Origin of the sequence: Rhizobium sp. BK251 (assembly GCF_004345245.1) — a bacterium.
Taxonomy (GTDB): Bacteria; Pseudomonadota; Alphaproteobacteria; order Rhizobiales; family Rhizobiaceae; genus Rhizobium.
This window is the reverse complement of the sequence record NZ_SLUQ01000006.1, coordinates 351,899-371,867: the sequence shown is the minus strand read 5'-3', so window position 1 is coordinate 371,867 and position 19,969 is coordinate 351,899. Positions and strand designations below refer to the sequence as shown.

Annotated in this window: 20 protein-coding genes; 13 read left to right on the top strand and 7 right to left on the bottom strand. The window is 61.0% G+C overall.

Annotation, left to right across the window (positions count from 1 at the left end):
- The 3 genes from EV286_RS17295 to EV286_RS17285 are packed head-to-tail and all read left to right on the top strand — an operon-like array spanning position 1 to position 2,575.
- Entirely contained in the window at positions 1-879 is an 879-nt protein-coding gene (locus EV286_RS17295; protein WP_132958381.1) for an ABC transporter permease, read from the top strand.
- Positions 876-1,679: an ABC transporter ATP-binding protein gene (locus EV286_RS17290; protein ID WP_132958380.1), complete on the top strand. Its 804-nt coding sequence runs from the start codon at positions 876-878 to the stop codon at positions 1,677-1,679. Before EV286_RS17295 ends, EV286_RS17290 begins: the two co-directional genes overlap by 4 nt.
- Positions 1,676-2,575 carry an ATP-binding cassette domain-containing protein gene (locus EV286_RS17285; RefSeq protein WP_132958379.1) on the top strand — a complete coding sequence of 300 codons (900 nt, stop codon included), beginning with the start codon at positions 1,676-1,678 and terminating at the stop codon, positions 2,573-2,575. Before EV286_RS17290 ends, EV286_RS17285 begins: the two co-directional genes overlap by 4 nt.
- 38 nt (positions 2,576-2,613) lie before the next feature.
- On the opposite strand, the gene EV286_RS17280 is transcribed toward EV286_RS17285, so the two are convergent.
- The 3 genes from EV286_RS17280 to EV286_RS17270 are packed head-to-tail and all read right to left on the bottom strand — an operon-like array spanning position 2,614 to position 5,546.
- Positions 2,614-3,030 carry a response regulator gene (locus EV286_RS17280; RefSeq protein ID WP_165932868.1) on the bottom strand — a complete coding sequence of 139 codons (417 nt, stop codon included), beginning with the start codon at positions 3,028-3,030 and terminating at the stop codon, positions 2,614-2,616.
- Between the two features lie 54 nt (positions 3,031-3,084).
- A complete protein-coding gene (locus tag EV286_RS17275; RefSeq protein WP_132958377.1) occupies positions 3,085-3,750 on the bottom strand; it encodes a response regulator transcription factor in 666 nt (221 codons plus the stop codon).
- Complete coding sequence (locus EV286_RS17270) at positions 3,747-5,546, bottom strand: sensor histidine kinase (RefSeq protein ID WP_245500738.1); 1,800 nt, start codon at positions 5,544-5,546, stop codon at positions 3,747-3,749. The genes EV286_RS17275 and EV286_RS17270 overlap by 4 nt, the downstream gene beginning before the upstream one ends.
- Before the next feature lie 506 nt (positions 5,547-6,052).
- On the opposite strand from EV286_RS17270, the gene EV286_RS17265 reads away from it, so the two are divergent.
- On the top strand, positions 6,053-7,054 hold the full coding sequence (locus tag EV286_RS17265; protein ID WP_132958375.1) for an HAD family hydrolase: 1,002 nt from the start codon (positions 6,053-6,055) through the stop codon (positions 7,052-7,054).
- Positions 7,055-7,150: 96 nt separating this feature from the next.
- The gene (locus EV286_RS17260) at positions 7,151-7,963 is read left to right on the top strand and encodes a hypothetical protein (RefSeq protein ID WP_132958374.1); all 813 of its coding nucleotides are present in this window, start codon (positions 7,151-7,153) and stop codon (positions 7,961-7,963) included.
- Positions 7,964-8,017: 54 nt separating this feature from the next.
- On the opposite strand, the gene EV286_RS17255 is transcribed toward EV286_RS17260, so the two are convergent.
- Positions 8,018-8,446 carry a DUF2721 domain-containing protein gene (locus EV286_RS17255; protein ID WP_245500737.1) on the bottom strand — a complete coding sequence of 143 codons (429 nt, stop codon included), beginning with the start codon at positions 8,444-8,446 and terminating at the stop codon, positions 8,018-8,020.
- A 303-nt stretch (positions 8,447-8,749) separates the two neighbouring features.
- On the opposite strand from EV286_RS17255, the gene EV286_RS17250 reads away from it, so the two are divergent.
- The 4 genes from EV286_RS17250 to EV286_RS17235 all read left to right on the top strand — a co-directional run bounded on the left by EV286_RS17250 (position 8,750) and on the right by EV286_RS17235 (position 13,680).
- Positions 8,750-9,409, top strand: coding sequence for a hypothetical protein (locus tag EV286_RS17250; protein WP_132958373.1), 660 nt, complete (start codon positions 8,750-8,752; stop codon positions 9,407-9,409).
- Between the two features lie 407 nt (positions 9,410-9,816).
- Positions 9,817-11,466 (top strand): arylsulfatase, encoded by a 1,650-nt coding sequence (locus EV286_RS17245; protein WP_207909869.1) that lies wholly within the window; start codon positions 9,817-9,819, stop codon positions 11,464-11,466.
- An 89-nt stretch (positions 11,467-11,555) separates the two neighbouring features.
- Positions 11,556-12,575, top strand: coding sequence for an HAD family hydrolase (locus tag EV286_RS17240; RefSeq protein ID WP_132958371.1), 1,020 nt, complete (start codon positions 11,556-11,558; stop codon positions 12,573-12,575).
- Between the two features lie 223 nt (positions 12,576-12,798).
- Entirely contained in the window at positions 12,799-13,680 is an 882-nt protein-coding gene (locus tag EV286_RS17235) for a hypothetical protein (RefSeq protein WP_245500736.1), read from the top strand.
- A gap of 136 nt (positions 13,681-13,816) precedes the next feature.
- On the opposite strand, the gene EV286_RS17225 is transcribed toward EV286_RS17235, so the two are convergent.
- Positions 13,817-14,092 (bottom strand): hypothetical protein, encoded by a 276-nt coding sequence (locus EV286_RS17225; protein ID WP_132958370.1) that lies wholly within the window; start codon positions 14,090-14,092, stop codon positions 13,817-13,819.
- A gap of 5 nt (positions 14,093-14,097) precedes the next feature.
- Positions 14,098-14,895 carry a thioredoxin family protein gene (locus tag EV286_RS17220; protein ID WP_132958526.1) on the bottom strand — a complete coding sequence of 266 codons (798 nt, stop codon included), beginning with the start codon at positions 14,893-14,895 and terminating at the stop codon, positions 14,098-14,100.
- A gap of 123 nt (positions 14,896-15,018) precedes the next feature.
- Here EV286_RS17220 and EV286_RS17215 point away from each other — a divergent pair, with 123 nt between their 5' ends.
- Together EV286_RS17215 and EV286_RS17210 are read left to right on the top strand one after the other, a co-directional pair.
- Positions 15,019-16,239, top strand: a complete 1,221-nt coding sequence (locus EV286_RS17215; protein ID WP_132958369.1) for an HTH domain-containing protein — start codon at positions 15,019-15,021, stop codon at positions 16,237-16,239.
- Positions 16,240-16,248: 9 nt separating this feature from the next.
- Complete coding sequence (locus EV286_RS17210) at positions 16,249-16,881, top strand: PQQ-binding-like beta-propeller repeat protein (RefSeq protein ID WP_132958368.1); 633 nt, start codon at positions 16,249-16,251, stop codon at positions 16,879-16,881.
- 87 nt (positions 16,882-16,968) lie between these two features.
- On the opposite strand, the gene EV286_RS17205 is transcribed toward EV286_RS17210, so the two are convergent.
- On the bottom strand, positions 16,969-18,768 hold the full coding sequence (locus EV286_RS17205; RefSeq protein WP_132958367.1) for an adenylate cyclase: 1,800 nt from the start codon (positions 18,766-18,768) through the stop codon (positions 16,969-16,971).
- Between the two features lie 272 nt (positions 18,769-19,040).
- On the opposite strand from EV286_RS17205, the gene EV286_RS17200 reads away from it, so the two are divergent.
- On the top strand, positions 19,041-19,310 hold the full coding sequence (locus EV286_RS17200; protein ID WP_132958366.1) for a hypothetical protein: 270 nt from the start codon (positions 19,041-19,043) through the stop codon (positions 19,308-19,310).
- Positions 19,311-19,524: 214 nt separating this feature from the next.
- Positions 19,525-19,950, top strand: coding sequence for a cysteine rich repeat-containing protein (locus tag EV286_RS17195; protein WP_132958365.1), 426 nt, complete (start codon positions 19,525-19,527; stop codon positions 19,948-19,950).
- Positions 19,951-19,969 lie beyond the last annotated feature (19 nt).

Below are 19,969 nucleotides of genomic sequence, written 5' to 3'. Positions count from 1 at the left end.
ATGAAGAGCCTGCTCCGCAATCGCAAGGCGCTAGTCGGCCTCGCCATCATCGCCGCCATCGTCATCGTGGCGATAGCTGCGCCGCTTCTGACCCACTACGATCCCACCGCCCGCACGGGACGACCGCACCAGCCACCTTCGGTCGACCACCTCCTCGGCACGACGCGGATCGGCCAGGATGTCTTTGCCCGGTTGATCTATGGCGCTCGCACCTCGCTCGCCGTCGGCTTCGGCGCCGGCCTGCTCATTACCTTCGTAGGCACGGCGCTCGGCATCATTTCAGGCTATCGCGGCGGCAAGACGGACGAGATCATCAGCTTCTTCACCAACATGGTGCTCGTGGTGCCGAACCTTCCGCTGCTGCTCGTTCTGGCCGCCTTCATCGGCCAGGCGAGCCCGCTCATCATCGCACTCATTCTCGGCGCCACCTCCTGGGCCTGGGGGGCGCGCGTTACCCGCGCCGAAACGCTTTCGGTCAAGCAGAAGGATTTCGTCAAATCGGCGGAGATGATGGGCGAGCCGCAATGGCGCATCATGACATTCGAGATCTTTCCCAACGTGATTTCCATCGTGGGTATCAACTTCATCGGCAGCGTCATCTTCGCCATCATCACGGAGGCGACGCTGGAATTCCTTGGCCTCGGCGATCCACGCGCCGTCTCGTGGGGCACCATGCTCTACAATGCGCAGAAAGCCTCGGCCCTGTCGGTCGGAGCGTGGTGGGATATCCTGTCGCCCTGCTTCGCGCTTGCCGTGCTCGGCATCGGCATGTCGCTGCTCAACTTTGCCGTCGACGAGATCGCCAACCCGCGGCTGCGCACCGGCAATCACCTCAAGCGCTGGTCCCTTCTTGTCCGCACAGGGGAGGGCCGTTTGTGAGTGGGGCGCTGCTTTCGGTAAAGAACCTGACGATCGACTACATCGGCGAGGAGAAGGATTTCCGCGCCGTCGACAACGTCAGCTTCGATGTAGCTCCGGGCGAAGTCTTCGGCCTTGCCGGCGAATCCGGCTGCGGCAAAAGCACGATCGCCTTCGCAATCAGCCGCCTGCACAAGCCGCCGGCGCTGATCCGCAAGGAGAGCCGGATCGTGCTCGCTGGCCGCGACGTGCTCGATCTCGACCAACAGGCGCTCCGCAATTTCCGTTGGCGCGAGGTGGCCATGGTCTTCCAGAGCGCCATGAACTCGCTGAATCCTGTGCTGCGCGTCGAGACCCAGTTCTACGACGTGCTCAGGGCACACAAGGGCATGACGAAGGCGCAGGCTCGCGAGCGCACCGCCGAGATGCTGAAGCTGGTCGATATCTCGCCGGATCGCATGCGCGACTATCCGCATCAGTTCTCCGGCGGCATGCGTCAGCGCATCGTCATTGCCATCTGCATGGCACTCGGCCCCAAGCTTGTCGTCATGGATGAGCCGACGACGGCGCTCGATGTCGTCGTCCAGCGCGAGATCCTGCAGCGCATCAATGAGCTCAGGAAGCAGTTCGGCTTCTCGGTGCTCTTCATCACCCACGATCTCGGGTTGATGGTGCAGTTTTGCGACCGCATCGGCATCATGCTGGCCGGCAAGCTCGTCGAGCAGGACAGCGCCGAGGCGATCTACAAGACGCCGCAGCATGACTACACCAGGAAACTCTGGGCCCCGTTCCCTTCGCTTCACGGGGGCCCGCAGCTATGAACGATGCGATCCTTGCCCTCGACAAGGTGACGAAGACGTTCGGCCATGGTGCGGCGACCGTCCATGCCGCCCGCTCCATCACCTTTTCGCTGCATGCGGGAAGGGCATTGGCGCTAGTCGGCGAATCCGGCAGCGGCAAGACCACCTGCGCCCGCATGGCGATGCGGGAATACATTCCGACGTCCGGGCAGATCCTTTACAAGGGCCGTCCAATCGAAGCGGCCAAGGCCGATGAGATCGCGCGCTACCGGCGCTCGGTGCAGATGATCTTCCAGGACCCTTTTGCCTCCCTGAACCCCGCCCACACCATCGCCCACCATCTGCGTCGGCCGTTGAAGCTGCACCGACCGGACGTGCGCGGCAGCCAGGTCGACGCGACCATCCGTGAACTGCTGCAACGCGTGAAGCTCGATCCTGACATTGTCGCGCCCAAATATCCGCACGAGCTTTCCGGGGGGCAGCGCCAACGCGTCAACATCGCTAGGGCACTTGCCGTGCAGCCGGAGGTGATCGTCGCCGACGAGCCGACATCCATGCTCGACGTCTCCGTGCGCCTCGGCGTGCTCAATCTCCTGAACGAGATGAAGAAAGAGATGCATCTCGGCCTGCTCTATATCACCCACGACATCGCCACCGCCCGCTACGTGGCGGAGGACATCGCGGTCATGTATGCGGGCCAGATCGTCGAGTGGGGCAGCACTGCCAAGGTGATAGACAATCCCAGGCATCCCTATACGCGGCTCCTGCTTTCGGCCGTGCCGGATCCGGATGTCCGTTTCGATGATCCGAAGGCGCGGCTGCAGCCGCGGGAGGTCGCAGAAATCCGTCGGCGTTCGGCTGCTCAGGTGGACGAGATCGTCGAAATCGAACCCAACCACTTCGCGCTGGCTGTCTGAATGGGCGCAACTGTTGCGCAGCGCCACGGGCCAGCCATTCACTCGGCCGGCGAACCCGTCAATGCCTCGTTGACTGCCCTGATCAGGGAGTCAGCGGGAAACGGCTTGCGAAGATACGCAACGCAGCCCGCCTTCACTGCTTCCGATTCCAGGGCGTCATCGTCCACGGCGGTGATGAAGACCACCTTGATCTGGGAATTGGAGCGCTTCATATGGTGCCAAAGTTCGATGCCCGACATGCCCTCGAGATGAATATCGAGCACAATGCAGCCGATCACGCTCGGCGAGGCTCGGTTCAGAAAGGCTTCGGCCGAGGCATACGCCTCCGTCTCGAAGCCATGCGCGTTCAAGAGCCGCGCAACGCTTTTCCGCATGCCCAGATCGTCATCCACGACAGCCACTTTTCGTGGTGGGCTTTCCAAGGTGTGCCTTTCTGGGGCCCATGCGGAAAGCATGACCGGCCCCGGCCACGACAATCGTAGGACCAACATCGAAGGCTGGATATTGTCCTATGGGGAAGAGCGATGCCCGGATTGCTGCGCCGGCGGATCTGACACCGGAGCAAGAAGTCCCAATCTCTCGGCAATCGATACCGCCTCGGCCAATGAACGCACGCCAAGCTTTTCCATGACATTGTGCCGGTGCGCCTTGATGGTACGCTCGGACGCGCCGAGGGCATAGGCGATCTGCTTGTTGAGCTTTCCGCGCACGATCAGGTCGAAGACGTCGAGCTCCCTTGGCGTCAGGCTCTCGAGACGCGCCTGGAGTGCATGAATGCGATCATGCTCGACGCGCCGCGCGTCGCAGTGAAGCAGCGCCCGCCTCACGGTGTCAAGCAGCGCCTCTCTGGAGGTCGGTTTTTCAAGGAAGTCTTCAGCGCCCGCCTTCATTGCCTGGACGCTGGCCTTGATGTCGCCTTGCCCGGTCAGAAACACGACGGGCAGCAGCGGTGCCTTCTCGGCCAATCGGTCCTGCAGCTCCAGCCCGTTCAGACCAGGCATCTGCAGGTCGAGCAGGATGCATCCGGGCTCAGCACTCGGCAGATGCGCCAGAAGCTCTTCGCCGGAGGCATAGGTGGCGACCCGAAAACCGGAGGCCTCCATCAACCGTCCGACCGCGGTTCGATAAGACTTGTCGTCATCGACGATATGAATGATCGGTCCCACTGGGTTCATCCACGTTGCGCAAGCGGCAGGACGAAGCGGAACACAGCGCCGCCTTCGGCCCGATTGTCCGCCCATATGTTCCCGCCATAGGTTTCGACTATCGCCCGGGCGATGGAAAGCCCAAGCCCGGTACCTGAGGGCTTGGTGGTGTAAAACGCACGGAAAACACTGTCGAGCTGATCGCTCGGAATGCCGCGGCCGGTATCGGAGATCGACAGCTCGACCTTGGAGTTCTCTATCAGTGTCGTCTCGAAGACGAGCTTTCGCTCTGTTGTTGTCGCATCAAGCATGGCGTCCATTGCATTGGTGGCGAGATTGAGAATGACCTGCTGCACATGTACCTTGTCGGCCCGCACCGGAAGCTCTCGTGCCGGTTCGGTGGAACTGACCAGAACGTTCTTTTGCTCGGCTTCTGCGTGAAGGATCTGGATCGCGCTTTTGATCACGTCGTTCAGGTCGAATTCCTGCAGGTCGATCTCGCTTCGCTTTTTCAGCAGCCCTCTCAGCCGGATGATAATGTCGCTGGCCCGCTGATCGTCGTCGCGGATGTCGACAAGAATCTGCTGGATGAGGTTGATATCCGGATGTTCTCGCTGAAGCAGCACTTCGGCGGTCTCGACATTGCTGCGGATCGCGCCAAGCGGCTGGTTCAGTTCATGGGCGATGGACGCCGACAGCGCTCCCGCCGTTGCCGATTGGTTCAGATGCACCAACTCGAGCAGGCGAAGTCGTGCATTGTGCTCGGCGTACCGGCGCCGCCGCCGCTCGAGGAGCAGCCCGGTGATGATCGCGCCCTGAAGCGCGAACGCGGCGATAATGCCGATGATCGCCGGCCAATATTGCTTCCAGATGGACGGTTCCTTGAAACTCTCGACGGTGCCGGCAGGTAGGTTGCTTTCCGCCAATCCCCAACGCTTCAACTGTCTCGCATCGGCGATATAGGTTTGCGGCACATTGACATTCGCGATCTGTTTTCCGGCGATCGCGTCGACGGCCAATTCGGCGGCAGCCATTCCAACAGACTCGAAGGTGACGGTATTGCCACCGACGGCCCCCTGTCCGACGTATGTCGAGTAGGGCCCGTAGACCGGAGCGCTCGCCTTCGCGGCAATTCGTTGGAGCGCGTTTTGAGGAATGAAGTTTCGGCCACTGCTGTCGCTGAAAACGGTCAGGACTAGTATGATGCTTGCTTCCGGGACCCGAGAGACGCGGTCCTCGAATTCGTCGATGGTCAGATCCTCGAGATAGGTCGTCCTGAGGCCGGTTGCGGGGCCGGGTAGATCCCTGCGCGCCGTGGCCAGCCAGGAGCGGTCAAAGTCCGAGGAGCCGCCGACGACAAACAGATCTCGGGCATTCGGCTGCAGCCCGCGCGCCATTGTGAGCGTCTTTGCGATATCAAACTCGCTGAAGGCACCGACCACGTCGCTTGGCAGGCTCATGCCCGCGGCATCCGTACCGCCAAGACCGCAGAAGACGATTTTCGCGTTCCGAGCAATTTCATTGCGGTTCCTTGCGATAAAGTCGGTTGCCTCCTCACCGAGTGCAATCACCACATCCGGACGCCGAGTAGCGTATTTCTCGCTGAGATACCGCGCCGTCCGGTCAATATGCACCTTCTCGGGAAATCGGGAGAGATCAAGAAACTCCGAAAACAGATCGACTTTCCCGTCGGTGGCCTGGAGCAGCCGTTTGCGCACAGCCTCGCCCCCAACCGCAGTGGCGGGAATCCTCTCGTCGTAGGGATAGAGGATGAGGATGCGCGGGACGCGAGCAAGCGGCTCGGCCGAGCAAGGTCCGGCGTTCATCAGGATCGCGAACAACAGAAGGCAGATGAATCCTGAAGCAGTCCGGATGGCCTGGCCCGATGGATTCCCGGATGCACGAACCATATTGAACGTCCCCTGCGCCGTTCACCGTCTATGCATTTCGGGGCAGGCGTTGCGGCTTGAGCGATTTCCCGTCGGGGTTCACCGGTCTCAAGAGTAGGACCGTTCCTCCGCATCAAGATCGCTCTGCCGCGTGTCCAGCCTCCACACCCAATCGCGATGCCCTGGTCGGCAATGCTTCGCCGATGCGCTCCTGCCCCAAAGGACAATACCGCTCGGGCGAGTTCCTGACTAGGCTTACATGCGAGGAGTAGCCTTCGCGCAGCGAGGTGATGGCGTGGCCACGGCAAATTCACTGGGCGGCGGATGAGCGATGTTCCGGCATGTTTCCTGTGCGTCGATCACCTCGCCATGGGGCGCAGACCTTCCGATGCCAATCGGAACCGAACCGAGCGGGCCGCGGCCTTTCCAACGGGAGGATTTCAATGAGCGCACTGGCCTATGTTTCTCGATGCATTTCTCTGGCAGCGGCAGCCCTGCTGCTCTTTGCGGTTTCCGTGCTGGCACAGACCGATCCGCTGCCTTCCTGGAACGACACCGCACCCAAGGCGGCAATCATCGCCTTCGTCGAGAAGGTGACCAAGGAAAATTCGCCCGAGTTCGTCCCCGAACCAGAGCGCATTGCCGTATTCGACAACGACGGCACGCTGTGGGTCGAGCACCCGATCTACACTCAGCTCGCCTTCGCCCTCGACCGCGTGAAGGCAGTGGTTCCGGCCCATCCGGAATTGAAGGACAAGCAGCCGTTCAAGGCAGTGCTTGAGGGCGACATGAAGGCACTTGCCGCATCGGGCGAAAAGGGTCTCATGGAAATCATGATGGCCACCCATGCGGGAATGACCACAGACGAGTTTCAGAAGATCGTCTCCGATTGGATTTCAACGGCGCGCCATCCGCGCTTCAAGCGTCCCTACACCGAACTGGTCTACCAGCCGATGCTCGAACTGCAGACCTATCTGCGGGCAAACGGCTTCAAGACCTATATCGTTTCCGGCGGCGGCATCGAGTTCATGCGGCCATGGACCGAGCGGGTCTACGGCATCCCCCCCGAGCAGGTTATCGGCTCGTCCATCAAGACCGAGTTCAGGATGAGTGCCGATACGCCGATCCTGTATCGTCTGCCGGAGATCAACTTCATTGATGACAAGGCGGGCAAGCCGGTCGGGATCAACCAATATATCGGCCGCCGACCGCTTGCCGCCTTCGGCAATTCCGACGGCGATCTGGAGATGTTGCAATGGACGACACTGGCGGGTGCGCCGGCGCGCTTCGGCCTGATCGTTCACCACACCGACGCGGAACGTGAATATGCCTACGATCGTGACACCGAATTCGGGCGGCTCGACAAGGCACTCGACCTCGCGCCGATGAATGGCTGGACGGTTGTAGACATGAAAGCAGACTGGAGAAAGATCTTCCCGGACTAGGCGGTGTCAGCTCCTGGCCTACGTTCATTCAGATCATGCGATGACGATAGATGGCAGAGGGCCTTCTACCTGTCCCAAACCCGAAGGGCATTCACGATGAACATCGACCGTTTCACCACTTTTATCATTACCGGCGGTCTCATATTGGCGGCCACGGCCACCCTTGCGCAAGATGCGGCCAAGAAGCCGCACGTGCCCTTGGAAAAGACCATCGGGCAAGTCACCCCAACCGGTCCGGTTCCGTCGCTTGCCGTCATCAATTCAGCGGGCGCGAAGATCGAGAACGGCAAGCTGGTCCTGACCGGCGTGTCGGCAAATTCGATCGTCTTTGCTGATCGGCCCGTGCGGGCCGCCGGGCATGTCACCACCGAACAGTTCATCATGCAGTGGGACGAAGGCAAGAACAATTTCGCCGTCGATCCCCCCAATGCAACGGTGTCGGTGCTGGGTGGCGACGGATCTGACGTGAGCGACGCCGTCGTGACTCTGAAAACGCCGAAGCTGGACGGCAATACGCTCACGTTCGACGTTGCCGTTCTGGAAGGGAGCCTGAGCGGGGTCGCCGGGCCTGCTGCGGTCTTCATCGATCATTTCGGCGGCAGCTTCGGCGGAGGCGGTTTTGCGGGGGGCGGGTTCCGTGGCGGAGATTTTTCCGCAGGCGATTTCCATGGAAGCTACGCACGTGTCGGCGACGATGACTTCGCCCATGTCGGAGGCACCTACTGGCACGCGCCTGTCTACCACGGCGCATGGTATCGTGGCGCTCCGGTCGTCGCGGGAGCGGCAGTTGGTGCAGCGGTCGGGGCCGCAGCAGTCCGTCCCTACTACAACCCCTACTACTATCCCTACTACGGTGCCTTCAACGCCTTCCCGGAATGCGGCACCTATCCGTTACCGTCCTGCTATTGATCAACGAGGCTTTCCGGTCCGCAAACGGTAGCCTTCGCGGGAGTTCGGTCATCGTTAGCGGTGATGGTCGTGTTCGCTGAGGGACAGTCTTACGTCCTGCAAAAACCGAAACAGGGACGCAAGCAGGAAGCACAGGGCCACGACAAACAGCAATGCGGCGCCCGGCTCATGGCGATAGCCGAAGAAAGCGACCACGAACCCCAGCAGCAGGAGGCAGGTGATACCGATGCCGCCAATGACGCCCATGTGCAGGGCGCTGTTCAGCAGTCTTTCACGCTTCTGCAGGCGCGCTGTGTCGGCCTTCAGCCACGCACGCTCCGCATCGCTTTCGCTTATCTGGTTGAGCGTGCGAATCCGCTCGGTGACATCGGCCATCCGATTGATCAGGATCGATACCAGGGCCGCGATAGCGCTGAGCAGGAATGCCGGCGCGATTGCATGGGAAATCATGGTCGAAAGTTGGTCGGCATCGACTGACATCATGGGGGATCTCGAACGCGATTACACTTACTGCAACGATTTTGCCGATCTGAGCATGCCACTGATTGGCCGCTGGAGCAAATCGAACTTAGCGGGAGGAGCTTGTTACATGGGCAAGACAATATTAGGCTGGAAATGTACTTGAGCGGCCTCTTGAATGTCTTTCATCGGATGGTGCGCACTGCCCACCCCGCTATGGACGAAGTGAATGTTCCTTTGTTTGGGTCGGTGTCTCACTTGATCGATGCTGCAGCCCCGGTTCCGAGCCGGGAAAATGCGTCCAGAAGTCGGAACTGGGGGAGCACCATGAGCGATACAGCCCAGGCAAGCCGTGACGAACGTCGTTGGGCCCCCGTACTTTCCATTCTTGTCGTGTTCGGCGTGCTGAAGGTTCTGCCCCATCACGTCTATATAATGCCGGAATGGGTGGCCTACGGAGTCGTTCTTGTGGGCGTCCTGCCGATGATTGCCGTGATGCTGGCGACGGACAAGGCCTTCTGGCTGTGGGTCGAGCGAACAGCGATCATGGTGCTTGCCGCAGTCTATGCGGTCAACACGGCGGCGGAACTGGCGGATATGATTGGCATGATCACGCTTCGTCCGCCGGAGGTGCGGTCGATTTCGCTGCTTTCATCATCGCTCGCGATATGGCTCACCAACGTACTCACTTTTTCCCTGCTTTACTGGCAGATCGATCGGGGCGGCCCCTCAGCTCGGCTGCGCGGAACCGGTGCGCCACATGACTGGCTCTTTCCGCAAACGACGGTTCCGGAGGTCACGCCTGTGGACTGGCGACCGCGGTATCTCGACTATATGTCCCTTGCGTTCAATACGGCGACTGCCTTCAGTCCGACCGACGTGATGCCGCTTAGCAGGCGGGCGAAGATGCTGATGACGCTCGAAAGCACGATTTCGCTGTTGACCCTCGTCATCGTGGCGGCACGCGCGGTCAACGTACTGCCGTAGCGGCGCGTTGAAGGTCGGCATTTCTGCCGTCTCCGCTGTCGCTCGGAACTCCGGTAATACTGGCCGGACGCCAAAACGCGGCATCGTCCACACTGGGGCATGCAACTGCCCCAAAGGGCAATATCGCTTTGAACAAAGTGAAGTTAGAGTTGCGATTGGAGGAGAGCGATCTCCATCCGCACGTCATCGGTCAGTATCTCGGACGCGAAGCGCGTATCCGAATACTTCGAGACTGACGTGCCACGCAGATTGCCGAACTGGTCATCTCCTGATCCGACAGCGTTTTTCTTTGACTCGCCTTCAAGCCAACCTCGGCCATCCTTGAGATGGCCCCCTTCAGGGAGGGGACAAACATGAGACGGACAGTAAAGTTCATGACAGCAGCGGTCGCGGTCGCGGGCAGCCTTATGGCGAGTACGGCGACAATACACGCGCAGGAGGCCAAGCCCAATATCCTGTTCATCATGGGCGACGACATCGGCTGGATGCAGCCGAGCATCTACCATCAGGGCCTGATGGTGGGCGAAACGCCCAACATCGATCGCATCGGCAAAGAAGGTGCGAAATTTATGACCTACTATGCCGAGCAAAGCTGCACCGCTGGTCGTACTGCCTTCATTACGGGCATGCAGCCGGTGCGGGTTGGCATGGTCCTGCCGGAGATTCCCGGAAGCCCGTCCTACCTAAGGGCCGGCACACCACATCTCGCCCGGTTCCTGAATGATCTCGGCTACTCAACAGGCGAGTTCGGCAAGAACCATCTCGGTGATACCACAGAATCCCTGCCGACCGCGCACGGGTTCCAGGAATTTTGGGGCTATCTTTATCACCTCGACGCCATGCAAGGTGTGAGCTTCCCTGACATCAACAAGACGCCGACAGAGCAAGGGATCGCACCTCCTTGCAGGAATACGCCGATCCCCGGACTGACCGAGAATCCTGCGGCGGTCGATCCCAAGACAACAACGTGCCTGACACCGCCGCGTCCGATGCTAGCGTGCGTATCCTCCGACGGAACTCCGGAAAATCAATCCTGCAAGGATGAAGGTCCGCTGACACTCGAGCGCTCGAAGACGATTGACGAAGAGATCTCCGGCAAGGTCATCGATTTCCTCGACAGGAACGATCCCGAGAAGACCAAGAAACCGTTTTTCGTGTGGTACAACCCGGCGCGCATGCACATCACCACGGTGTTGCCGGACAAGTACCTGAACATGGTCGGCGAGCCGGGCGGCAAGGACTGGGGCGTCAATGAAGCCGGCATGAAACAGATGGACGACAATATCGGCTACGTGCTGAAGAAGCTCGAGGAGATGGGCGAACTCGACAATACCATCGTCGTCTTCACCACCGACAATGGCGCCGAGACGATTACCTTTCCCGATGGTGGCACCACTCCGTTCAAAGGCGGCAAGCTGAGCACTTGGGAAGGAGGCATGCGAGCGCCGCTGGTCGTGCGCTGGCCGGGCCATATCGAACCGGGAACGGTCAAGAACGACATCTTTGCGTCACTGGACTGGCTGCCGACGTTCGTGAACATTGCTGGCGGCCCAAAAGGGGACGGATTGAAAAAGGAGATCGAGGCGGGCAAATATCCGAGAGTGGTGAAAACGACGCTCGACGGGATCGACCAGCGCGACTTCCTGGAAGGAAAGGCACCGTCCGCGCGCGACTCTTTCCTTTACTATTCCGGCAAGGAACCGTCGGCGGTTCGCTACAAGAACTGGAAGATGTACTTCGCCATGGTGTCTGACGATCCGGCTGGTTTCATTGCCGGGGTGATGCCCTACTCATGGACGCAGGTCGTCAACATCAAGCGCGATCCTTTCGAGACCTCGGTCGGACAGCAGATCAAGACCTTGTTTGGCATGGCGGGCGCGATCGCGTCTCCATCGACGGCCTATGTCTATGATTGGAACATCCTGCCCGTAGGCCAGCAGCTGTGGTTGAAGCATCTCGAGACCTACATCAACTTCCCGCCGCTTCAAGACCCTGCCAGTTATAACCTTGAGCAGGTCATGCAGCAGGTCCGGGATATGAAGACAGGACACGACTGAGGCGCGGGCGAGTAGGTGCTTCAAATGCTACGGTGAACGGACGCCCTTGTGGCGTCCGCTTCTGTCGCAATCAAAATGGAGAGTGTGTCATGGTGTCGCGGAGAGCTTTGCTCAGGCAGATTGCAACAGGCGTCCTGGTGTTGTTCGCCGTTGCGGCGGCGCGGGCGCAATCCGATCCGTTGCTGTCATGGAATGATACCGTGACGAAGCAGGCCATCGTGGAGTTCGTGCAGGCGACCACCGACAATACAAAGCCGACATTTGTCCCGCCCGAAGCGAGGATAGCAACCTTCGACCAGGACGGAACGCTATGGGTGGAGCACCCGATTTACAGCCAGGTCATCTACTGCCTGGACCGGGTGCCGGCTCTGGTTGCCGAGAAGCCCATGCTCAAGGAGGTCGAGCCCTTCAAGACCATTCTGACCGGCGACCGCGAGAAAATAGCCAATTTGCCGTTGTCGGAACTTGAGAAGGTCCTGGCCGCCACGCTTTCCGGCATGAGCGTCGATGAGTTCAAGGCCGAGGTGCAAAAGTGGATCGCATCAGCAAAGGACCCGCGCTGGAAGCGGCCCTACACGGACCTCGCCTACCAGCCGATGAAGGAAGTGCTCGGCTATCTGCGAGATAATGGATACAAGACCTACATCGTGACGGGCGGTGGCCAAGACTTCGTGCGGGTGTATGCCGAGGCGGTTTACGGCATTCCCCCCGAGCAGGTGGTGGGAACGGCCGGCGGAACGAGCTTTAGCTACGACAAGGATGGTAAGCCGTTCCTGACGAAAGAACCCAAGCTTCTCTTGAACGACAACAATGCCGGAAAGCCGGAGGGCATCCATCTGGTGATCGGGCGGCAGCCGATCATCGCCTTTGGCAACTCAACCGGCGACAAGGAGATGCTCGAATATACCGAAGCGGGTGATGGGCCCCGTCTCTCTGTATTGGTACTGCACGACGATGCCGAGCGAGAATATGCCTATGGTCCGGCGCAAGGGCTGCCCGACACCAAGGTCGGCACTTTCACGCAGGAACTATACGACGAAGCCATGACGAACGGCTGGCTCGTCATCAGCATGAAAAACGACTGGAGGAAGATTTTCCAGGAGCAGTGACTGCCGAGGCGAGGTGCGCAACCAGCTCCCGGCCGATCCTGACGTTCGAATGATCGAGGCGGGACCGAGGGGCAATACGGAATTCATTTATGCCCTCGGCGCGTTTGACCGCTTCGGTGTGCGCCCCACCTATACAATTGCAGTATACTGGGTCTTCCGTGGGAAGATTGATCGCCTCAAAGCGTAATGGATTGCCATAGGTCCTCAAGGAGGAGGTTTAGCCATGCTCACCAGGAATCTCGCATGTCTCGTTTTCGTTGCCGGCGGCCTTTGCGCTGCGGCAGGCGGCTCATTCGCGCAGGACGCGGCCGTCAAGCCGCATGTTCCATTGGAAAAGACTATCGGCGTTGTCACGGCGACAGGGCCGGTCCCGTCGCTCTTTGTCCTGAACTCGGCGGGCGCAAAACTGGAAGGCAACACGCTGACCATGACAGGTGTGTCGGCCAATTCGATTGTCTTTGCTGACCGCCCCGTGCGGGCGGCTGGCCACGTGACCACCGAGCAGTTCGTCATGCAATGGGACGTAGGCGCGGACAATTTTATAAAGGATCCGCCGAACGGGACCATCTCCGTCCTCGGTGGAGACGGCTCGAAGGTTGAGGATGCGGTAGTCACGCTGAGGTCGCCGAAGATCGAGGCTGGCAACCTGACATTCGAGGTTTCGGTGCTCGAAGGTAGCCTCAGCGGCGCGAGCGGACCTGCAGCGCTGTTCATCGACCGTGGCGGTGGCGGACACGGCGGAGGCGGTGGCGGTGGCGGCGGCGGTGGTCGCGGCGGCGGTGGCGATGGCGGCCGCGGCGGTGGCGACTTTGGCGGCGGTGGCCGCGGTGGCGACTTTGGTGGCGGCGGCTTTGACGGCCGTGGTGGTGGCGACTTTGGTGGACGCGACCGAGGGGGCGATTTTGCGCGCGACGACAGCCGCGTAGGCGATGCCGACGATCATTACTGGCACGCTCCCGTGTATCACGGCGCCTGGTATTCCCGCCCTGCAGATACGACTGTCGCAGGGCGTCAGGATTACCGGTATCGCTATGCCTATGACGAGGACCGCGACAACGACTTTTCCCAGTCGTGCGGTCGTTACCCGCTTCCGCCCTGCTATTGATGCCATCCGGGAATGGGTCGGTAGTAATGGCCAGCGCATAGTCCGACGGGCATGAACATGCCCGTCGGCGGGTCTGCAAACGCTGCTTGCCAATCGTTGGAAGACGATGGTCAGGCTGAACGAGGCTAGCTGGCGCTCATCGCCTTCTATAGGGCGAACGATGCGAAAATAGGCGCAGCCATGGCGGCAGGTGAAAGGCACTCATCAGCAAGTACATGGCCGCCATGCCGTCGAGCGGGAAGGCATCTGGCATGGAGGAGCAGATCATATCTGCTCCTCCATTCGCCGACAGAAGCCCCATGATCGCGAAGGTTGGTGCGGCGGCCAGGCACAGCCAGTCGGCGATGCCGGCTGCACCACCGACGGTCGCGCCGGCAGATGTCTTGGCATTCGTCCGGTCGAACGAGAGCATGATCGTCACTCCCGGCCATATTCGTCGTGGAGTCGCCACCAGATGCCGTGTTCGTTGCGGCCCTTGGGCGCGCGATCGAGCCATTGATAGGTGCTCCAAACCCCGTCCAGCCCGCGGGCGTAACTGGAGTAGGTGTGGTACACGGCGCCGTCTTCGAGCACGAAGGCGCTGAGGCCGGGCCTGTCGCGCGTGTATGTGGCGATGTCGGTCCCGGTCATCGCCGCGATTTGGCCGATCGGACTTTCGCTGCCCCGCAGCTGCCATTCCTGAACGGTCTGGCCTGCCGGCGGTCCTGCCAGCGGAGCCTCACGGCGATAATTGTATCCGATGCCGCCATTGCGCTGCTGCTCTTCGGTGAACCAGACGCTGAAATCGCTGTTGAAATCGCTCCCGAAAGATGAGGCCCAATCGAAGTTCCATCCCATCCGTTTCCTGAAAGCTTGCAGCTTTGCGAGCGGTGCGCGCGAAACCGCAGTGAAGGCGACGTCGTGGTTTTCGAGATGGACGGCGACGCCGTTGAAGCCGTCGGCGATCGACGAGCAGGACGCGCAGCCGGCGGTATAGTCGGGTCCGAACATGAAATGGTAGACGAGGAGCTGCGAGCGTCCCTTGAAAAGGTCGACGAGCGACGCGTTGCCGCTCTCCGTATCGAACCGATATTCCTTTTCGATCCGTACCCAGGGCAACTCCTGGCGCCGCTGCGCCAGCATGTCGCTGCGTCGCGTCAACTCCTTCTCATCCTCGAGCAGGTCGAGCCGTGCCGCAAGCCATTCATCCCTTGTCCCGGTCATGTGTATCGTCATCATGCTTCTCCTCTGGCCATCTGTTGTCGTAGCATTGGTGGGGGCGAGCGGTTGCTCGGTAGTCGCAAACAGATTACGGCCGGGCCGCGAGATGGTGGGAGTTACAAGTTTGACGGGATTTCGATGGACTCGATGATCAGCGCTGCGGCGCGGCTGCTCGCGACCGGCGATCTTCTCGGCGCGTTGAAGAGGATTGCCCTGCGCGAGGATGCACCCGCGCTTGCGCTTCGGGGCATCGCCATGGCGCAGCTTGGCGATCTCGCCAGGGCCAAGGTTCTCCTCAAGATGGCTGCCCGTGCCTTCGGGCCGAGAGAGGCGATGGCGCGCGCGCGCTGTATTGTCGCCGAGGCCGAAATTGCGCTCGTCTCGCGTGACCTCACCTGGCCGGCGAAATCGCTGGCGACAGCACGAGCGGTGCTTGAAGCCCATGGGGACCGCCTGAATGCCGCGCTTGCGCGTCACCTCGAAGTCCGGCGCCTGCTTCTGATCGGCCATCTCGATGAGGCCGAGCGACTGCTGGCCGCGCTCGATCCCACACCGCTCCCGCCTCCATCGAGGGCCGCGCATGAGCTGGTCGTTGCCGGGATCGCCATCCGCCGCTTGCGGACGGCGGCAGCGCGCGCGGCCCTGGCGCGCGCCGAGCGAGCCGCGCGCCAGGCGAGTATTCCTGCACTCATGGCGGAGGTCGAAAGCGCGTCGCTGGTCTTGAAGACTCCCGCCGCACGTCTGATTGCCGGAGGCGAGGAGCGCTTCCTGCTGCTGGAGGAGGTCGAGGCGTTGCTGGCTTCCGGCGCTCTCGTGGTGGATGCCTGTCGTTACGCGGTACGTGATGCCAACGAGCTTGTGTCGCTCACGACGCGTCCGGTATTGTTTGCGCTGGCCCGCACGCTTGGCGAGAGCTGGCCGGGGGATGTATCGCGCAATGCACTCGTTTCCGGTGCTTTCCGGGCAAAGGATGCCGATGAATCGCATCGCGCCCGGTTGCGCGTCGAAATCGGACGGCTTCGCGGTGAGCTTGGTGCATTCGCGGATGTGAAGGCAACCAAGGAGGGCTTCGTGCTTACGCCGCTGCGCGCACGCGAGGTCGTCGTCTTGGCGCCGCCCATCGAGGGGCAGCATGGAGCAGTGCTCGCTTTCCTTGCCGACGGCGAATCCTGGTCGAGTTCCGCCCTGGCGATCGCGCTTGGGGTCAGCCCGCGCACGGTGCAGCGGGCGCTTGATACACTCGCGGCCGACGGCAAGGTGCAGTCCTTCGGCCAGGGGCCGGCACGCCGCTGGACGAGCCCTTCTGTGCCCGGGTTCCCGTCAACTTTGTTACTCCCCGGTCCACTGCCAAGCGATTAGGATGATCTCATGAAACAGTCTCAAGCCGAAATTCTTCGTGAATATGGTCCCTTTCCGGGCGCGGACCGCGTCGGTGGCGTCACATTTGACGGCCAGCACGTCTGGTTTGCATCCGGAGACAGACTCAACGCCCTCGACCCGGAGATCGGGGAAATCGTGCGCTCGATCGATGTCGCCGCCCATGCGGGCACGGCCTTCGACGGCCGGTATCTCTTCCAGATAGCCGAGGATCGCATCCAGAAGATCGATCCGAAGACCGGCGAGGTGCTCTCGACGATCCCGGCGCCCGGCAATGGCGGAGACTCCGGGCTTGCCTGGGCCGAGGGAACACTCTGGGTAGGGCAGCATCGCGGCCGAAAAATCCACCAGATCGATCCCGAAACAGGTGCGATCCTCCGCACCATCGAATCCAGCCGCTTCGTCACCGGCGTTACCTGGGTTGATGGCGAGCTTTGGCACGCGACCTGGGAAGGCGACGAGAGCGAAGTGAGGCGGCTGAATCCCGAAACGGGAGAGGTCCTAGAACGTGTCGACATGCCGGCCGGCATCGGAATATCAGGGCTCGAGTCCGACGGTGGAGACCGGCTCTTTTGCGGCGGCGGCACTACCGGCAAGATCCGGGCCATCCGCCGGCCGAAATGAAGCCCGCCCGATGAATTCCCCCGGGCCGGTAAGGCTGCGGCGGCCAATCTCAACCGACTGCCCTGCACTGGCGCTCAAAAAGATGCGCTAGAAACCGCTCGACTCGCCGGGCATCGATATCTCGGCCTTGACTGTCGCCTCGTCAGGTACGGGAAATCCTGCCTTGCGAAGCGAGGCAATCATGCGGGCGTTGTCACGAGGCTGTATGTTGCGGCTCTTGAGCTCCTTGACGATCCCGTGAATGAATTCGGGGCGCATCTTCATGAAGGTATCTGCCTCGAGCCCGGCCTCCTCGATCATGCCGGCCTCAGCGTAGATTCCAGCCGCCACGACGTGAAACAGCGGAAATTTCTGCAGGTCGGCTCGCCGGATGAGAGCCACGGCGCTGTCGTTGTCGTTGAGCATGTAGGCCGCCAAAGCGCGCGTGCCGTAATAGTAGCCTGCCCCGCCAGGGTCGAGGGCAAGGGCCTGGTCGAGCAATGCCGCTCCCCGTTGCCATTGTCCGCTCATCGCCACTCTCGTGCCGAACTCCCCAAGGAATTCGGTGTCGTTGGGGTTCGTCGCCAGCGCGTGCTCGCCGACTTTCAAGGCTTCATCCGGTTGCTGACTGAAGAAAAGCGATGTCATCAGTGCCTGAAGGGCGCGAACGTTCTCCGGTTCGAGCTCCACCGCCCGCCGTGCCGATACCAGGGCCCTTTCCGTCGGTGTCTGCGCGTCGGGCCGCATGTTGAACCGGAAGCGGCCTTCATCGAGATAGATGATCGACAGCATGGCCCAGGCCGTTGCATAGGCGGGGTAGCGCGCCGCCGAGTTCTCAAGGCAGTTCCGCGCCTTCTCATGCGTTTCCGGGCTCAGTTCGGCACGGTAGGCATAGAAGCGAAGGGTGCACTCGTAGACACCAAGATCGTCGGGCGGGGGATTGGCCGTCAGGGCCTGAGCGATGATCCCGTAGGGTTGAGCCACTGCTGTCGCGACCTTGCTGGCAACGTCGGACTGGATGGTGAAGAGCTCCCGCGTAGTCATGTCGTCATCGTATGTCTGCGACCACAGGATCTCGCCATCCAACGTATCGAGGAGGCGTGCCGTCACCCGCACACGGTTGCCGGAAACGCGGACGCCGCCCGTCAGAAGATATCGAGCGCCCAGCTCACTGCGAACCCGCGCCACGTCGACATCGGGTGTCAATGACTTCGATGTCTCTCGGCCAAAGACCTTTATCTCCTTGAACTTCGGAAGCGCGGTGAGCAGCTCTTCGGTCAGGCCGACTGTGTATAGTTTCGCCTGTGGATCGTCGCCGAGGTTTGCAAAGGGTGCGATCACGACGGTCGGTTCGTCCGGCCGCCCGGATTGCGTCGCCCGTTCCGAGAGCCAGTACGCAAGAGCGGTCGCTCCGAAAATTGCGACGAGCAAGGAAGCCAGGATCCATCGGCCCGGCAGCCAGCCGTCCCGCCGTGCAACTCCGGTGAGGGGAATAGCCGGGGTCTCGATTGCTTCACTTGACGGAAGAGAATTCCATGCAAAGGACGGGGCATAGCCGCCTTTCGGAATATCGATCCGGATAGGATCCTCCTGCCCGGCCACAAGATAGTAGCGCTCCAACGAACGCCGGAGTCGCCCCGCCTCGATCCGTACGACAGGATCGTCCTGGGTGAAGTTGTCGCTTCGCTTGAACACTTCGATGGCGATGGAGTAGCCCTTCAGCCGCTCCGCGCGACCTTCCAGTGCCTCTTGTACGACATATGTCAGGAAAGCCGCGCCACGCCCGGCATGAGGAAATTCCGAGCTTGTCAGAATACGGCTGAGCTGAGCCCGTATTTCATCGGGACTCGGTGGAGGCCTTGTCGACGGCTGCACTTCATCGCCACGCTCTGGCATCGAAGTCTGCATATCGCTGGCTCCCCGACCACGCTCGCGGACTGATTGCAATCGCAAATTTTATTCTGAATCCCTACTTTAACCTACGCCAGGATTGGTCCCGCGTCTACATACAGGCAGCGCACGAGCATGCGATCCCGATGCTGGTCGGGGCTGTCGGTCTGCGGTTTCATCGTGCGAGATACTGTAACATACGCGGCAAAACGACAGACTTGCGTCATGATGGTGTCGTCGCCGCAAATCGCCGGATCGCTGCGAAACGGCGCCGGTGGGAGGTGCCATCCATGTCAGAGGACGTTGGTTTGGCCAAACGTTACTTTGCGAACCGCGCCAAACTGATCGACGACCTCGCGGCCCGCGACGAGGATTTCCGCGACCTTTGCCGTGATTTCGCCACGGCAGAGGAACTGCGAGAGACATGGGCCAGATCGCCCGCGCCCGAACGCGACGAGCGCTACGCCGAGTGCGCGGAACTCGTTGAGAGCCTCAGGATCGAGATCGAAACCGCACTCGACAACACGGCGATCATTCCTTTCCCCCGGTCGCGCAAATGACGCCTCTCCGGCAACTTCGGCCGCTGCGCACGCCCGTCCGAACGGTGTTTGTAACAGTAACCTACTTTGATTGCGGCCCGGTTTAAGCAAAGCTCCCGCGCTGACCGGACCGCTCGAGAGGGGTATCGGTTGCAAGAGCGCCTAACCGGGCTGGTTCGCCAAACGAGCCGTCGGTGTTGCATGAAGAAGTCGAACCACTTTTCAGGAGCTTCCTATGCCCAAACGACTTGCCGTTTTTGGAGGGGCGCTGTTTCTCGTCGCCCTGTCCTTTGCCGCCGAAAGCCGCGCGGATACCATCAGTTATGCGGATGCGGTGTCGGTGCTAGCCAAGGACTGCGGCGCCGATATCAAGAAATTCTGCAGGGGCCTCAATCTGGGGAACGGGCGAATCCAGGACTGCCTGGAAAAGAATGCAGGCAAGGTATCTCCCGTCTGCACCGCGACCCTGGCCAGCGTGATCGCGTCGATCCAGCAGAGACAGGCGGCGCAAGCGGCTTACACGAAGGTCTGCGACCACGACATGGCGCAATATTGCGGTGACGTGAAAGGTGAGGGTTTCGTTCTCGCGTGCCTTCTCAAAACAAGGGCCGCCACCCGAGGGAAGTGCGGTCAAGCCATCACAGACGCCGGGTGGCGGTAGCAGCCAGATATCGGAGAAC

Bases quoted from the DNA above. Each gene is read 5' to 3' on its own strand.
- EV286_RS17295 (WP_132958381.1), top strand. From the start codon at position 1: ATGAAGAGCCTGCTCCGCAATCGCAAGGCGCTAGTCGGCCTCGCCATC.
- EV286_RS17285 (WP_132958379.1), top strand. From the start codon at position 1,676: ATGAACGATGCGATCCTTGCCCTCGACAAGGTGACGAAGACGTTCGGC.
- EV286_RS17280 (WP_165932868.1), bottom strand. From the start codon at position 3,030: ATGCTTTCCGCATGGGCCCCAGAAAGGCACACCTTGGAAAGCCCACCA.
- EV286_RS17275 (WP_132958377.1), bottom strand. From the start codon at position 3,750: ATGAACCCAGTGGGACCGATCATTCATATCGTCGATGACGACAAGTCT.
- EV286_RS17270 (WP_245500738.1), bottom strand. From the start codon at position 5,546: ATGAACGCCGGACCTTGCTCGGCCGAGCCGCTTGCTCGCGTCCCGCGC.
- EV286_RS17265 (WP_132958375.1), top strand. From the start codon at position 6,053: ATGAGCGCACTGGCCTATGTTTCTCGATGCATTTCTCTGGCAGCGGCA.
- EV286_RS17260 (WP_132958374.1), top strand. From the start codon at position 7,151: ATGAACATCGACCGTTTCACCACTTTTATCATTACCGGCGGTCTCATA.
- EV286_RS17255 (WP_245500737.1), bottom strand. From the start codon at position 8,446: ATGATGTCAGTCGATGCCGACCAACTTTCGACCATGATTTCCCATGCA.
- EV286_RS17250 (WP_132958373.1), top strand. From the start codon at position 8,750: ATGAGCGATACAGCCCAGGCAAGCCGTGACGAACGTCGTTGGGCCCCC.
- EV286_RS17245 (WP_207909869.1), top strand. From the start codon at position 9,817: ATGGCGAGTACGGCGACAATACACGCGCAGGAGGCCAAGCCCAATATC.
- EV286_RS17240 (WP_132958371.1), top strand. From the start codon at position 11,556: ATGGTGTCGCGGAGAGCTTTGCTCAGGCAGATTGCAACAGGCGTCCTG.
- EV286_RS17235 (WP_245500736.1), top strand. From the start codon at position 12,799: ATGCTCACCAGGAATCTCGCATGTCTCGTTTTCGTTGCCGGCGGCCTT.
- EV286_RS17225 (WP_132958370.1), bottom strand. From the start codon at position 14,092: ATGCTCTCGTTCGACCGGACGAATGCCAAGACATCTGCCGGCGCGACC.
- EV286_RS17220 (WP_132958526.1), bottom strand. From the start codon at position 14,895: ATGACGATACACATGACCGGGACAAGGGATGAATGGCTTGCGGCACGG.
- EV286_RS17215 (WP_132958369.1), top strand. From the start codon at position 15,019: ATGGACTCGATGATCAGCGCTGCGGCGCGGCTGCTCGCGACCGGCGAT.
- EV286_RS17210 (WP_132958368.1), top strand. From the start codon at position 16,249: ATGAAACAGTCTCAAGCCGAAATTCTTCGTGAATATGGTCCCTTTCCG.
- EV286_RS17205 (WP_132958367.1), bottom strand. From the start codon at position 18,768: ATGCAGACTTCGATGCCAGAGCGTGGCGATGAAGTGCAGCCGTCGACA.
- EV286_RS17200 (WP_132958366.1), top strand. From the start codon at position 19,041: ATGTCAGAGGACGTTGGTTTGGCCAAACGTTACTTTGCGAACCGCGCC.
- EV286_RS17195 (WP_132958365.1), top strand. From the start codon at position 19,525: ATGCCCAAACGACTTGCCGTTTTTGGAGGGGCGCTGTTTCTCGTCGCC.